Source organism: uncultured Faecalibaculum sp., from assembly GCF_910588395.1.
GTDB lineage: Bacteria > Bacillota_I > Bacilli_A > Erysipelotrichales > Erysipelotrichaceae > Faecalibaculum.
Genome location: NZ_CAJUPA010000015.1, coordinates 28687 through 43071, shown reverse-complemented (window position 1 = coordinate 43071; position 14385 = coordinate 28687). Strand labels below are relative to the sequence as shown.

Sequence of the window (14385 nt, the reverse complement as noted above, 5' to 3'; positions counted from 1 at the left end):
ACCACGGAAATGGCAGATTCAGAGTCTGCTGCCTTACCGCTTGGCTATACCCCAAAAACAGTGGCTGGGGTACGTGGATTCGAACCACGGAAATGGCAGATTCAGAGTCTGCTGCCTTACCGCTTGGCTATACCCCAATGTGCCTACTTATCTTACCGCAGCAGGCCATCGGGTGCAAGCAGAGATTTGAAAAATCGCGAAATTATCCTTCGGACAATGAAGCAGATGGGTTCTCTCCTGTTTCTACCAGATGTATCCGGGTTCGGGACAGCGGTTCATGGCATTCAGAAACCGGTCAGTATCCACCCAGTGTTCTTCTTCTGTGCCATAATCCACAAGATAGGAGGGATCTTCCAGCCGCAGCTGGCAGATGTATCCATTTTCATCCTGGCGTGCGCCGTTGATCAGCACCACGTGCGCACCCCGGATGTTCAGTTCAGGATACAGAGTTCCCACATCCACGGCAGCAGACAGGACATCTCCGGTTGTCAGGTCCCGGTTTGCTCTTGTCAGAAACTGTTCCTGGTCCTGTGGCGTCATGGCATTTTCCGTGCCAGTCCAGGCCCGGAATCCCGGTTCGCCATTATTGCCCGGTTCCCTGCCGAACACCTGGACGCTGGCGACTCTAGCCATGTCTGCATATTCTGTTCCTGTCACCTGAGATGTATGCAGCTGCCGGGCCAGATCCGGCTGGGAGGCGGCTATGCCATAGTGGCTCAGCAGCATCTGCATCACCGCCGGACCACAGTACCAGCCGGTCTCCTGGACGCACCGGGAAACCGGATGCATCACTTCCTGCAGCTGCACATCTGAAGACTGCTCTGATACGGCAGGGACTGTGTCCGGATCCGGAGCCGGTTCCTCCTGCTGAACAGGGGATGTATCCTGCGCATAGTCTGAACCATTCCGGCTGGCGGCATGCTGCAGCCCCTGGACAAGTCCGTCAGACACATCCAAATGAGGGAACTGCTGTCTGTAAGATATATCAGCCCTGCAGCCGCCGAGAAGAACAGTACAGAAAACAGCGGCGGCCCAGGGATGTTTCCGGATTTTCGTGCGCACCTTCATGCTCATTCTGCCGGCGTCCGCTTCAGCCGGTGATGATGCCGAATTCCCTGTACAGCCGGGACAGCGTCTGCGGATCGTCCAGTGCAGCCAGGAACTCTTCTGTTCTGTCTGCTTCGATCATCAAATGCTTGAGCCTACTGATCCGCTGCTCCGATTCTGCCTGACCCTGTTCAATGCCCTGCTGAAGGCCCTGTTCAATGCCCTGCTGAATGCCCTGCTTGATTCCCTGCAGTTCTCCAGCCCGTTTGCCTTTTTCATATACACCCTGCCCCAGATTGCACATATCCAGCACCTCCTCTTCCACATGCTCCCGGTCTGTCTGACTGGCAATCAGTTCTCCCAGACAGGAAACAGCCCGGGGCAGCAGTTCACAGCTCTTCGGTTTGTCTTTCTGTGAGACCAGTATAACAAAGACCGGATATTGTCTCGATAACAATTCAGGATATGAAGTGTTTGTGAAGTCGGGTGAATTTTCTCTTTCTGTCACCTTCGTTCCTCTCCTTTTTCCCAGGACTCCGAATACTGAGCAGACTGACTCTGTTTCCATTGCAAAGTCGTGGTAAAATCATGGCATGGCTAAAAAGAAAAAGAAAAGAATTGTAAAACATCAGACAGAATACAGATACAACGAAGAAGACGAAAAAACCATATTTGAAGAGATCCTGAGCTTCATCGGCACGTTTCTGATCTGCTCGGTGGTCATCATCCTGATCACCTCCCTGGTCATCAAACCCAATGTGGTCTCCGGACGCAGCATGTATCCAACCCTGCAGACCGATGACCGCGGATTCTCCAATGTTCTGGCTCTGGCTACGGAAGATATTGAACGGGGCGATATCGTAACCGCCAACATGGTCAACGAAGAAGACGGCAAGACCTACTCCGTCGTCAAACGGGTCATCGGGCTGCCCGGCGAGACCATCGAGTGCAAAGATGAGACAATCTATATCAACGGGGAAAAGCTGGATGAATCCTCCTATCTGGACGAATCCTTCGCGAAGGACTGGTACAACACCAACGGCTACTTCAACGACAGCTTCGGTCCCGTGACCCTGCAGGAAGACGAATACTTCCTGATGGGGGACAACCGTCCGATTTCCATGGATTCCCGGGAAACCGGTCCGGTGAAGAAAGAAGACATCCTGGCCAAGGACTTCATGGTTCTATTTCCCTTCTCCCGTTTTGGCTACCATGCATAAACCCGGCGGTTTCTGCCCTGATAAAGCCATGCCCGACGACATGGCTTTTGTATATATCGTACAGTGTGCCGACGGCAGCTACTACACTGGGTGGACCAAAGACCTGGACCGCCGTATCGCTGCCCACAACGCCGGCACAGGAGCCAGATACACCCGCAGCCGGCGCCCTGTCCGGATCGTCCATTCCGAGCGGTTTTCCACCAGGCAGGAAGCCATGCGCCGGGAATGGGAGATCAAGCAGCTGACCAGAAAACAGAAAGAGAAACTGATCCATCCTCACGACACTGAACACAGGTCATGAGGGTGAACCGGTTTCTCTTTTTTCCTGCATGCCGCACTGTGCCAGGGCCTGTCGCCCGGCACCTGCAGCTGATGATTGTGATGTCTGAATGACAGAACGGCCGGCAGAGCTCACTCCTCCGCTTCTTCAGCCAGAGCCAGTTTCTCCTCCCACTCCCGGTACAGACCGGCAATCACATTGTGCTGATCGTCGATCTGCGCATCCAGTTCCTCCATCTTCCGGTAATCCTGATAATACTCCGGCTCATAGCGCAGCTCCCGCATCGTCTCCAGCTTCTCTTCTTCCCGGGCAATCAGCTCTTCCAGCTTGCGGATCCGGTTCTTCAAAGCTTTCTGATCCTGGAAAGAAACCCGGGCTTCAGGCTTTTTCTCTTCCCGGACCTCTTCCTTCACAGGCGCTGCCGCTCCTTCCAGATACTGAGCATAGCTGCCATCATACAGCGTGGTCTTCCCGTCCCGGATCTCCAGAATCTTCGTGGCGGACTTGTCCAGAAACATCCGGTCGTGACTCACAAAAATCACCGTGCCGTCATAATCCTTCAGAGAATCCTCCAGCGCCTCTCTGGCGGGAATATCCAGATGGTTGGTGGGCTCGTCCAGCAGCAGCACATTGTCGTGCGCCAGCATCAGTTTTGCCAGCGCCAGCCTGACCCGCTCGCCGCCTGAGATGTCCGAGACATCCTTGAACACTTCGTCCTGCGTGAACAGAAAACTTGCCAGTGTGCTGCGGATCTCCGTCTGCGTCGCATCCGGTGCCACATCCCACAATTCATCGATCACCGTTCCCGTCCCGGTATCCTGCGCCGTATCCTGATCAAAATACCCCAGATCGATCTGGTGCCCCCAGCGGAAGGTTCCCGACAGCGGAGCCAGCCTGCCGGCAATGGTTTTCATGAATGTGGATTTCCCCGTGCCATTGGGACCCACGATCCCCAGCCGTTCGCCTTTCATCAGTGTCAGCGTGGCATCCGCCAGCACACTGTCGTAGCCGGCTTTCAGATGTTCGGTCTCCAGCACCCGCCTGCCGCCGGGTCTCCCGGCGGTGAACCGGGCTTTCATCCGGCTCCGGTCGCTTCTGGAATCCTCGATTTTTTCCATCCGGTCCAGCTGTTTGATCTTGCTCTGGGCAAACGCCGCTTTGTTTTTCTTGTAGCGGAACTTCTCAATCAGCGCCTCCATGTTCCGGATCTGTTCCTGCTGCCGCATATAGGCCTCGTGGTTCTTCTGAAGCCAGTCTTCCTTCGCCTTCACAAACTGCGTGTAACTGCCCGGCCACACCCGGACTTTTCCGAATTCAATCTCGGCAATTTCATCCACCACATGATCCAGAAACATCCGGTCGTGGCTGACAATGACCACCGCACCGGGATAGCGCTTCACATACCCCTCCAGCCATTCAATGGAGTCAATGTCCAGATGGTTGGTGGGCTCATCCAGCAGCAGCACATCCGGCTTGGACAGCAGCAGTTTCACCAGTCCGATCCGTGTCCGCTGCCCGCTGGAGAACTCAGACAGTCTCTTCTCCAGTTCCTCCGGCGCAAACCCGAAATGATGAAACACCGTCTGCAGCTCCTTTTCGTATTCATAGCCGCCCTTTGCCTGGTATTCCGTCTGGAGCCGGTCGAATTTCTCCAGGTTGCTCTGGCTGGGATCTGACTCCAGCACCTGTGTCAGATCCTCCATCTGGCGCTCCAGCTGCTTCAGCGGTTCAAACACCTCCAGCAGCGCCTCATGGACCGTTTTCCCCAGATCTCCGAAGGTGATCTGACTCAGCGTCCCCACCCGGATGTCCTTTGGCACAATGACCTGACCTCTGTCCAGATCTTCCTCCCCGGCCATGATCTTCAGCAAAGTCGTCTTTCCCGCTCCATTGCGTCCCACCAGCCCGATTTTCTCGCTGGCTTTCACCTGCAGCCCGGCGCCTTCCAGAATATCAAACGCGCCGAAGCTCTTGTATCCGTCGCTGATCTGCAGCTTCATCTCCTGCACCTCATTTCCGTGTTTTCATCCCGCAGACTGCGGGCTTATTTCTCTGCGGTGTTCTCCGTCTCTTCCCCGGCTTTCTGCCCGGAAACCGGCTGCTGTGCCGTTCCGGTGGACCCGCCGTATGCCTGGGCATCCTCATCCCCGGCCGGCATCTCGATCCCATAGTAATCCAGAATGCCCTGCGCCAGTCCATCGGCAATCTGCTCCTTATGCGCCAGGTAATACGCCATGGAATCTTCGCTGTCCGCATTCCCAAACACAAACTGCACCGGGTACATGCCCGCTGCGTTCTGATACATCTGATTGCCGGTGATCACACCGCTCTGTCCCGCCCAGGTGATCTTGCCGCCGGTTTCCCGGATCGCCGGCGTCATCGAAAACTGATTGTAGCTCCAGTCCTCATTCTGCTGCCGGGCATCATATCCCACCGCCGCATCCGGTGCATCGGCATTCACGTCCGTCAGCTCGACACCCAGCTGCCGCAGGCTGTACGCCATTCTGGAAGGCAGGCTCCCGGACACAAACGGACTGGTCAGAAACCAGGGTCTTGCCCCGCCATCTTCCGCCATCACCAGAGACAGGAACACCTTGCCCTGCCGGCTGTATCCCGCCGCTGCCCGGCCTGCATCTCCGTAATACCCCGCAATGTCATCATCTTCCCGGGTATAGGACACCTTCAGCCCGGCTGCCTCCAGCCTGGCTGCCACCAGATCCGCCAGCTCCATCGCCAGCTGCGCTTCATTCGTACCCTGATACTCGGCACCGGTATCCGTCACACCCGTCAGCTCATTGTACAGGTTCCCGCCGGGATCCAGCACCACATCCACGGTCTTCACCCGGGGCACCTGGTCAGTCACCACCAGAAACGCATAGTTGCGGTCCAGCGCTACATCATAATCCGCCAGGATATCCCTGCCGGCATCCAGCACCACGGATTTCACCTGCTGATTCCGCCGTATGTCCTCCAGCGGCTGCGACTGCAGCGCTTCCTCAAAATACAGCCGCTTCCTGTCGTACTGCTCATACAGATACAGTTCATAGACTCCCTCCGGCAGATCCCCGGTCTGAATTCCCAGATCTCCCCCGCCTCCGAAGGTATACGTGAATTCCTCTCCGGTAACAATATTGCGCAGCATCACGTTCTTTCCCAGAGTCGGATCGGTCTGCACCGGATCATAGGGATTCTGATACAGCGTCAGGGTTTCTCCCAGAAATGCGTAATCCCGCAAAGGATACACCTCGTCTTCGGAAAAATCCGTCCGCACGCCCTCCTTCACCGCTTTCCTGTCACTGGTCTCCAGCACCGTCAGATCCAGTTTCTCCACCGGACCCGGCCTGGTAAACCACCAGTATCCCCCCACTGCACAAAGTGCCAGCAGGATCACCAGCAGCACCCAGCCATACGCCGACAGACGGCGTTTTTTCCGTCTTCGGACTTTCCCTGATTGTGTATGTCTCCGGCCCTCCGGCCGTCTGTTCTCAATTCGCATGGTTCCATTATATCTGTGATTTCCGCTTCCCGGTACAAAAGGTACGGCTGAGTGTCATCTGTGCCCCGCCGGTTTCCGCTGGCCGATGTCAGCCTGCGGCTGAATGCCGGGGCATCATCCGTGGCTGAGGTGGCAGCCGCAAAAAAGGAGGACCATCCGGTCCTCCCCTGCAGCTGCATCCGGTCAGTTGCTGCTTTCTGCGTCGCTGCTGTCGTCGTTTTTGATATCCGCTGTCCGGAACACATACATGGTCCGGGTTTCAGCACCTTCCGGTGCGCCGGCAAAGACTTCGTAGTCTGCATTCAGATTCCGGACATCCGATGCCAGTGCCCGGAAGACTTCCAGATCCTGAGCCGCAATGCCTACGCTGTCATTGAGTTTCTTCGTGCCGGACTGCACAAACTCGCGGTTGCCATCATACAGCTGGCTGGCGCCGCTGTTGAGCTGATCCACCGCGGAAGTCAGCTCGCTGAGGCCGCTGCCCAGCTGGGACAGTTTGCCTTTCTGACTTTCCAGCTGACCGGTGCCGGCTTCCAGAGCCGAAGCCCCCTGCTTCAGTGCTTCATTGTTGGCACTGAGCTGATCTGCACCGGCATTCACCTGATCCAGGGCTGCACCAGCCTGGGTCTGCAGCTGGGCCAGTCCCGTTTCCAGGGCACTGACGCCGGTGTTCAGAGAATCAGCACCGGCTGAAAGCTGTGCCACGCCGGCTTTCAGCGCGTCCAGGTTTTCCGGCAGTTTCACACCCTGGATCTGCTGCTCCATGGCATCCAGCGTCTGAATGGAAGAGCTCAGATCCTGATCCAGTCCATCCAGCGCCTTGCCGGCTTCGTCAAGCTGTGCTGCCATGGGCGTCAAGGTCCCGGATACCTGCTGCAGCATGCTCTGGATGCCCTGCAGGTCTGTCATCAGCTGTGTGCCGTCCAGCTCCTTCAGGGAACTGAGGTCCTTCACACCCGCAACCTCCTGCTTCGCTGCTTCCAGTGCGGCAATCTGGGCATCAATTTCAGAGGTGTCCGCCACAGCCTGGCTGGCAGCAGCCTGGCTGCCGGTACTGATCTGTTTGTCGGCAGGCAGCACGCTGTTGGCATCGCTGATGGCCTGCTGAATCGAAGCGTTGGTGGCATCCGCCGCCTGCTGTGTACTGGCATTTGTGGCTGCAGCTGCATCGCTGATGGCGGTTTTGGCGGAGGTCAGTGCCGCAATCGCCGCATCCAGCTGTGCTGTCACGGTCTGCTTCGCCGCATCCAGCTGCGCCTGACTGCCGGCGATGGTTTTGTTGTCTTCCGCAATCGTGGCGGAAATGGTCTGCATCTGCGCCGCAGCGTCTTTGGCAGCCGCTTCAAACTGGGGCATCGCCTGCTCCAGCTGTTCCAGGGAAGCATTTGCCTGAGACATGGAAGACTGCAGACCGCCCAGCACCTGCCGGTCCCTGTCCACTGTCTGCTGCATGGCTTCCAGCTGCGTTCTGGCTCCGGACAGAAGCTGGGTGACACCGCTGGCATCCATGGCGCTGACAGATCCCTCCAGCTGCTTCAGACCTGCCGCCAGCGACTCGCTGCCTTTTTTCAGTGTCATCATGGAGCCATCCGTGCTGGACACGCTGCCCTGCACCCGGGAAATGCCATCGGTGATTCCATACAGCTGTTTTGTGCCGGCAGCCAGCTGCTCTTCACCGGCTGTGTAAGCCAGCAGCCCGTCCTTCAGGCGGGATGAACCATCGTGCAGCTGCGTGGCTGCATCCCCCAGCTGCGTGATCTGGGGCAGAGCCGAACTCAGCGGTTCAATGCCGGTTTTCAGCTGGGAAGTCCCTTCGTACAGCTGCCGGGAACCGTCTTCCAGCTGCAGACTCGCATCATACAGCTGCTTCACACCGCCGGTGAGCTCGCTGATGGACCCAAGCTGCGGAATCTCTTCCAGATCCAGATCATTGGTCATGGCCATCATGAGACTCGCCGGATCATAGTCCTTCACATCTGCCGTGATTTCAATGTCATCGGAAATGTCCAGATCGCTGGCCATATCCGACAGACCGGCTTCCTTCATGGTTTCCTCCAGACCGGGAACCGCGGCAAAAGCCAGGAATTCATTGGTGCCGTCGGAAACAATCTTGCCCTGACTGCATTTGACGTTTTTGCAGTTCTCCGCATCCATGTCCATCATGCCCCCAGCCAGGAAAGACGGATGAATCGTGACAGTCTTGCCGTTCAGGTTCACCTGCCGCCCGACGTTGTTCGTAAAGCTGATGCGGATCGCCAGTTTCCCGCTTTTGCCCGCCAGCTGCTCCGGTTTGATGTCTTTGCCATCCAGCTTGTAGGAAATCTTCACGGCAACCGGCAGCTGCCGGGTGGCATCGCCTTTGTACCAGATGTCCGTTTCCTGGCTGTTCCAGGTATAGGTGCTGCCGGAGACGGAAGGCTTGTCGTCCCCTTTGACATTTTCGACGTTTTTCAGCTGCAGGTCTTCCTTCACATTGTGAAGTCCGTCGTCATCGTGCAGCCAGGCGGACACGATGGTGCTGTCCACGGATCCATCCGGATTCAGAACCGTATAGACCGTTTCGGTCTTCTCCGTGGGATTTTCATCCTGACCCGCCGCCAGGATCCGGGCAGGCATCATGCCCGCTGCCATGGTCGCCGCCAGAATGGCGGAGCCGATTTTCTGAATATAGTGTCTGCTCATGTTCAGTTTGCTGTCTTTTTTCATAAATACTGACCTGGACCCTTTCCTGTCCCTGAGGGCATTACGCCTGTGTCTGTCCATCGGCAGCGGCTTTGCCAGCCGGCTTCGGCCAGCCGATGGTGGTTTTCGAAATCAGCCCGCTGCAGGCCAGCAGCAGCGCCGGAAGAATGAAGAGAATGACCAGGACACTGATCAGCGCCCCGCGCCCCAGCAGCGTGCAGAGGCTGGCAATCATGTCCATTTTCGCAATCAGCGCCACACCGGTGCAGGCTGCAAAGAAGGAAAGCCCGCTGGTAATGATCGATGTGCTGCTGCGCTGGACGCTGATCTGGATCGCCCGGACAGGGGTTTCACCTCTGGCCAGTTCTTCCTTGAACCGGGAAGTGATCAGAATCGCATAGTCGATGCAGGCGCCCAGCTGAATCGTGCCAATGACAATGCTGGCGATAAAGGGCAGTGTGGTGTGCGTGAAGAAGGGAATGCCCATGTTCACGCAGATGGCGAACTCAATGGCCAGCACCAGAATGAAGGGCAGTGACAGAGACTTGAAGGTCACGGCGATGATGGCCAGGATGGCGATCACGGATACGATGTTGACCATCTGGAAGTCCACGTTGGTGACTTTGATCAGATCTTCATCCAGCGCGCCTTCCCCGCCGATCATGCCGTTCTTGTCGTATTTGTGCAGGATATCCCGCAGTGTGTCCAGCTGTTCGTTTTCCTCATCCGTGGCCCCGCGGTATTCGCTGTTGACCACAACCAGCCGCCGGCCGCCGTTGTGAAGGATGTCTTCGATCTGAGCCGGTTCGAATGTATCCGGAACCCCGGGTCCGATGTACTTCTCATACGCCAGCACGTTGGTGACACCCGGCACATCCTCCATCTGACTGATCATGTCCTGCATGTCCCGGGAAGACCGTTTGTCATCCACCAGCACAAAGTGGGTGGTGTTCATGTCAAACTTGTCCTTCATCTGCGTGGTTCCCTGCACGCTGGCCATATCCTCCGGCAGCGTGGCTGTCAGGTCATAGTACTGAGATACATTTGCCTGGGCATAGATTGCCGGGATGAACAGAAGAATGAAAGCAAGGATGATTCCCTTGTAGTGCTTCGTGACAAAGACAGGCGCTTTCTTCACAGGACGGATCAGAACCGGGTGTTTCCACTTCTCGATCCATTTGTCGAAGAACATGATCAGGGCCGGCAGAATCAGCACCGTACAGGCCACGCCAAGCACAACGCCCTTGGCCATGACCAGACCGATGTCCTTGCCCAGGGTCAGACTCATGAAACACAGCGCCAGAAAGCCGGCAATGGTGGTGATGGAAGAAGAGGTGATGGACACAAATGTGGCCTGGATGGCATCTGCCATTGCCTGTTCATTGGTCACACCCGGCTTTCCTTTTTCCTCCTGATATCTGTGAAGCAGGAAGATGGAGTAATCCATGGTGACCGCCAGCTGCAGGATCAGAGCCAGGGACTTGGTGATGTAGGAAATCTCACCCATGAACACGTTGGTACCCATGTTGTAGATGATCGGGAAGGCAATGCCCAGCAGGAAGACAAAGGGCGCCACCCAGGATTCCAGTCCCAGGCAGAGAACCACCAGACACAGAAGCACGGCAATCGCAGAATAGACTGGCGTCTCGGTTGTCACCAGATCCTTTGTGTCCTCCGTGATGGCGGAGAACCCTGCCAGCCAGCAGTCCATCTGAGAGTACTGCTTGATTCTGGCGATGGCTTCCATGGTGCGGTCACTGGCTGTGGGTTCCTTGAAGGTGATGATCAGCATGGTGGAATCGCCGCTGTAGAGCATGTCCTGAATGCTGTCGGGAATGGCTTCCCTGGGCACGGACAGATCCAGAACAGAATCCCGCCAGATGACTTTGTCCACACCGTCGATGTCCTGAATCTGCTCCTTGAGCTTCGCCACATCCTTTTCCGGCATGCCGTTGACCACCAGCATATCCACGCTGGAAAGATTGAAATCATCCCCCAGGACATCCTGTGCCTTCATGCTTTCCGTATCCTTGGGAAGGTAGGAGAGCAGGTCGTAATTGACCCGGGTATTGAGATATCCAAATATACTGGGGATCAGCAGAAGCACGGCGACAAGAAGGATCGCGTTTCTGTGCTTCACGATGAACTGGGATAGTTTTTCCATAACGCCTCCTTGCGTACGCCCATCAGTCTATTCCTGGAATGACTGTCGGTCAATTTCTGCCCACCGGTCATTTTTCCGTTTTTGTACGAAAAAATGACTGGAAGTCATTATACCTTTCGGCGTACTCTGTGGGTATGAAATCCAAAATCCAGGAAAACAAGAAACTGAAAATGGAGCGTCTCGTGGAAGCTGCCGGTCAGCTCTTTACAGAATCCGGGCTGCAGAATGTATCTGTGGAAGAGATTGCCCGGCAGGCCGGCGTGGCCAAGGGAACGTTCTATCTGTACTTTCACGACAAGGAACAGCTGCGGGATCTGATCATTTCCCGGGAAGCCACACGGCTGTTCGAACAGGCAAATACAGCCCTGCGGCTGACACCGCAGCCCACCTTCGAAGATGCAGTGGTGTTCATGATCGACCATGTGGTCAATCAGCTGGAAGCCCGGGCTGCCCTGCTGAAATTCATCCGTCGTTCCCTGACATTTGCGGTCATTCACGACAACATCAGCGGACTGATGCAGGAAAATGATTTCCAGCTCTATCCCCGGTTTCTGGATCTGGCGGCAGACTATGGCTGGCGTCTGGAAACACCGTACAAAACCCTCTTTCTGGTGGTGGAACTGGCTTCCGGCACCTGTTATTCCTGCCTGATTGACAGCAAGCCCTGTTCCATGACCGAGATGAAACCGGTGCTGTACAATGCCATCCGGGCCATTCTGCAAAGCGGAAAAGGGTGAACCGTGTCTTCCTGAAGGAAGCCGGTTCACCCTTTTGTCAGCTGTCTGATGAGGCTGTCAGAGCATCGGATCCGGATTCGGCATGATCAGGCACAATATCCAGCCCATTTGCCGCCATCAGCGCTGGAAACCGCAAGATAAAGTTCATACAGTTTCACAAATACTTCATATACTAAAATAATATCGAAATAATGTTCAGTCTCCTTTATACTGGTCCCACAGATGAAAGGGGAGACCGATGACACAACGGAAAACCAGCATTGCCCTGGACCTGTCGGACAGTGACCAGCAGGCCCTCTATGACGATCACGCCAAACGGCTTCTCGGCTACCGCCGGGTGCTGGCGGCTTTTCTGAAGCAGGTGCTGCCGGAACTGAAGCCATATCCTGCCGGGCAGATTGTGACCATGATCGATCCGGATATCCGCATCTCCACGAAAATCCTGCACCCGGATCTGAAGATCCGTGGCCTGAACACCGAATACCGGGAAAAACTCAGACATCGCCAGGACCAGCCGGCAGATGAAAGCAAGGGGATCCGTTTCGATATCCTGTTCAGGGTGCAGCTGCCGGCGGGAGCCAGAGAGATCCTGATCAACATCGAGATACAGAAGGACAAGCCGAAGAACTATGAACTGCTGCCCCGGGCTGTTTCCTGTCTGGGAGAACTGATTGCCAGTCAGACAGACCGGGAGTATGTGGCGCAAGACTATGACCGGCTGATGCCGGTATGCAGCATCTGGATCGTGGCGGGCCAGAACAGGAACACAATCACAGCCTATAATCTGACGGAGAAAACGACAGGCGAACCTGACATGTGGGGAAAGGCGGAGCTGGTGCAGGCAGTGATCCTGGGATTCAACGAGGAATCAAAGCCGGAGCCCGGAGAAGAGCCGGTGTGGAATTTACTCCGCGGGTTGTTTTCGACTGCAATGAGCGTAGTGGACCGACTCGGTATTCTGGAGGACTACGGGATACCGACGGTACAGGATGTGGAAGAGGAGGTGCTGGATATGTGCAATCTGGGGCAGGGTGTATATGAAAAAGGCAAACGGGCTGGAGAACTGCAGGGAATCGAGCGGGGCATCCAGCAGGGTCAGGCAGAATCGAAACAGCGGATCAGCCAGCTGAAACAGATGATGGTCACAGCGGACAGAACAGAAGAGTTCCTGGCTGCCCTGGACAATCCGCAGACGCTGAACCGGCTGTACAGGGAATTCAGCCTCATCACCGGCTGATTTTTTCTGGCGGCATCCAATCCCCCGGTATGAAAACCTGAAAAAAGCTCCTTTTCCAGCGGCATTTCCGTGAAAAGGAGCTTTCTTTGTACAGAAGCCGGCAGCTTCCCTGCGGAAAGCTGCCGGCTTTTTGATTTGTCCTGCTCAGTTGATGAGGTTTCTCGGTGTACGCGGATAAGGCTGCACATCACGGATGTTCTGAACCCCGGAAAGATACATCAGCATCCGGTCGAACCCAAGTCCGAAACCGGAATGTTTGCATCCACCAAAGCGGCGCAGATCCAGATACCAGTCCAGACTGCCTTCGTTCATGCCCAGATCATCCATTTTCCGTTTCAGCACATCATAGCGCTCTTCACGCTGACTGCCGCCCACCAGTTCGCCCACATAGGGAACCAGCAGATCGCAGGCCGCCACGGTTTTGCCGTCTTCGTTTTCCCGCATGTAGAAAGCCTTGATTTCCTTCGGATAGTCCGTCAGGAACACCGGCCCCTTCACCACCTGCTCGCAGATGTAGCGCTCATGTTCGCTCTGCAGATCCATGCCCCAGAAAATATCCTGGTTTTCGAACTGGTCCTTCGCCTTTTCCAGATGTCCGATGGCTTCCGTGTAGGTCATGCGCTTGAAATCGGAATCCGCCACTTCCCTGACACGGCGGATGCAGTCTTTGTCAATGGCTTTCTCGAAGAATGCCATTTCCTCCGGCGCGTTCTCCAGCACATAGTTGATGCAGTACTTGATCATGTCTTCCACCACATCCATGTTGTCGGAGAGATCCGCAAAGGCCATCTCCGGTTCGATCATCCAGAATTCGCTGGCATGGCGGGTGGTGTTGGAGTTCTCTGCCCGGAATGTGGGCCCGAAGGTGTAGACATTCCGGTAGGTCAGGGCAAAAGGCTCCACGTGAAGCTGACCGGATACAGTCAGCTGCGCATGCCGGCCGAAGAAATCCTGATCATATTTGTCATCCGTCCGGGTTGTGACGGTAAAGCACTCTCCGGCGCCTTCCGCATCATTGCCGGTGATCACAGGTGTGTGCACATACACAAATCCCCTATCCTGGAAAAACCGGTGAATCGCCATGGACAGCACACTGCGCAGCCGGAACATGGCGTAATAGGTGTTGGCCCGGGGTCTCACACTGGGAATCGTCCGCAGATACTCGAAGGTATGACGTTTTTTCTGCAGAGGATAATCGTGATCTCCGGCACCCAGCACCTCGACGGCATCCGCCTGAATCTCATAGGGCTGTTTGGCGCCCGGAGTGGCTTTCAGCGTGCCGGTGACTTCAATGGCGCTGCCCAGGGTGATTTTCGAAACCGTTTCGTAATCCGCGGTCTGCTCCGGCTTGTACACGACCTGCACATTGGAAAATGTACTGCCGTCGTTGAGTTCGATGAAGCCGGCTTTCTTGGATCCACGGTTGGTCCGGACCCATCCCTGCAAGGTCACCTTCTGACCGTCCAGCTCCTGAAAGGTATCTTTGAGTTTCACTGCAAGCATTCTAGTCACTCCTTCTTCT

At 55.8% G+C, this 14385-nt stretch carries 11 protein-coding genes and 2 tRNA genes (1 of these 13 only partly in view); 4 read left to right on the top strand and 9 right to left on the bottom strand.

Annotation, left to right across the window (positions count from 1 at the left end; all coding sequences use genetic code 11):
* From QZ305_RS05615 to QZ305_RS05600, 4 genes are all read right to left on the bottom strand, one after another.
* Positions 1 to 54, bottom strand: a tRNA-Gln gene (locus QZ305_RS05615) (it extends 122 nt beyond the left edge of the window).
* Between the two features lie 7 nt (positions 55 to 61).
* Positions 62 to 137, bottom strand: a tRNA-Gln gene (locus tag QZ305_RS05610).
* Between the two features lie 106 nt (positions 138 to 243).
* Positions 244 to 951, bottom strand: a complete 708-nt coding sequence (locus QZ305_RS05605) for a C39 family peptidase (protein WP_294730720.1) — start codon at positions 949 to 951, stop codon at positions 244 to 246.
* A gap of 139 nt (positions 952 to 1090) precedes the next feature.
* A complete protein-coding gene (locus tag QZ305_RS05600) occupies positions 1091 to 1504 on the bottom strand; it encodes a hypothetical protein (RefSeq protein ID WP_294730719.1) in 414 nt (137 codons plus the stop codon).
* A gap of 136 nt (positions 1505 to 1640) precedes the next feature.
* Here QZ305_RS05600 and lepB point away from each other — a divergent pair, with 136 nt between their 5' ends.
* Both lepB and QZ305_RS05590 read left to right on the top strand, forming a co-directional pair.
* Positions 1641 to 2267, top strand: coding sequence for a signal peptidase I (lepB, locus tag QZ305_RS05595; protein WP_294730718.1), 627 nt, complete (start codon positions 1641 to 1643; stop codon positions 2265 to 2267).
* Positions 2268 to 2295: 28 nt separating this feature from the next.
* The gene (locus QZ305_RS05590; RefSeq protein WP_294730717.1) at positions 2296 to 2568 is read left to right on the top strand and encodes a GIY-YIG nuclease family protein; all 273 of its coding nucleotides are present in this window, start codon (positions 2296 to 2298) and stop codon (positions 2566 to 2568) included.
* Between the two features lie 110 nt (positions 2569 to 2678).
* On the opposite strand, the gene QZ305_RS05585 is transcribed toward QZ305_RS05590, so the two are convergent.
* The 4 genes from QZ305_RS05585 to QZ305_RS05570 form a co-directional block, all read right to left on the bottom strand.
* The gene (locus QZ305_RS05585; RefSeq protein WP_294730716.1) at positions 2679 to 4547 is read right to left on the bottom strand and encodes an ABC-F family ATP-binding cassette domain-containing protein; all 1869 of its coding nucleotides are present in this window, start codon (positions 4545 to 4547) and stop codon (positions 2679 to 2681) included.
* A 44-nt stretch (positions 4548 to 4591) separates the two neighbouring features.
* On the bottom strand, positions 4592 to 6043 hold the full coding sequence (locus tag QZ305_RS05580; RefSeq protein WP_294730715.1) for an N-acetylmuramoyl-L-alanine amidase: 1452 nt from the start codon (positions 6041 to 6043) through the stop codon (positions 4592 to 4594).
* Positions 6044 to 6226: 183 nt separating this feature from the next.
* Positions 6227 to 8725: a hypothetical protein gene (locus tag QZ305_RS05575; protein WP_294730714.1), complete on the bottom strand. Its 2499-nt coding sequence runs from the start codon at positions 8723 to 8725 to the stop codon at positions 6227 to 6229.
* Positions 8726 to 8786: 61 nt separating this feature from the next.
* Entirely contained in the window at positions 8787 to 10889 is a 2103-nt protein-coding gene (locus QZ305_RS05570; protein WP_294730713.1) for an RND family transporter, read from the bottom strand.
* A gap of 134 nt (positions 10890 to 11023) precedes the next feature.
* Here QZ305_RS05570 and QZ305_RS05565 point away from each other — a divergent pair, with 134 nt between their 5' ends.
* Together QZ305_RS05565 and QZ305_RS05560 are read left to right on the top strand one after the other, a co-directional pair.
* Positions 11024 to 11626 (top strand): TetR/AcrR family transcriptional regulator, encoded by a 603-nt coding sequence (locus tag QZ305_RS05565; protein ID WP_294730712.1) that lies wholly within the window; start codon positions 11024 to 11026, stop codon positions 11624 to 11626.
* Positions 11627 to 11864: 238 nt separating this feature from the next.
* Positions 11865 to 12863: a hypothetical protein gene (locus tag QZ305_RS05560; protein WP_294730711.1), complete on the top strand. Its 999-nt coding sequence runs from the start codon at positions 11865 to 11867 to the stop codon at positions 12861 to 12863.
* A 144-nt stretch (positions 12864 to 13007) separates the two neighbouring features.
* Here the strand turns inward: QZ305_RS05560 and asnS are convergent, their stop codons facing one another.
* The gene (gene asnS / locus QZ305_RS05555) at positions 13008 to 14366 is read right to left on the bottom strand and encodes an asparagine--tRNA ligase (protein ID WP_294730710.1); all 1359 of its coding nucleotides are present in this window, start codon (positions 14364 to 14366) and stop codon (positions 13008 to 13010) included.
* Positions 14367 to 14385 lie beyond the last annotated feature (19 nt).

Coding starts and splice junctions, on each gene's coding strand:
- QZ305_RS05570 (WP_294730713.1), bottom strand. CDS start 10,889: ATGGAAAAACTATCCCAGTTCATCGTGAAGCACAGAAACGCGATCCTT.
- asnS (WP_294730710.1), bottom strand. CDS start 14,366: ATGCTTGCAGTGAAACTCAAAGATACCTTTCAGGAGCTGGACGGTCAG.
- QZ305_RS05565 (WP_294730712.1), top strand. CDS start 11,024: ATGAAATCCAAAATCCAGGAAAACAAGAAACTGAAAATGGAGCGTCTC.
- QZ305_RS05575 (WP_294730714.1), bottom strand. CDS start 8,725: ATGAGCAGACACTATATTCAGAAAATCGGCTCCGCCATTCTGGCGGCG.
- QZ305_RS05585 (WP_294730716.1), bottom strand. CDS start 4,547: ATGAAGCTGCAGATCAGCGACGGATACAAGAGCTTCGGCGCGTTTGAT.
- QZ305_RS05580 (WP_294730715.1), bottom strand. CDS start 6,043: ATGCGAATTGAGAACAGACGGCCGGAGGGCCGGAGACATACACAATCA.
- QZ305_RS05590 (WP_294730717.1), top strand. CDS start 2,296: ATGCCCGACGACATGGCTTTTGTATATATCGTACAGTGTGCCGACGGC.
- QZ305_RS05560 (WP_294730711.1), top strand. CDS start 11,865: ATGACACAACGGAAAACCAGCATTGCCCTGGACCTGTCGGACAGTGAC.
- lepB (WP_294730718.1), top strand. CDS start 1,641: ATGGCTAAAAAGAAAAAGAAAAGAATTGTAAAACATCAGACAGAATAC.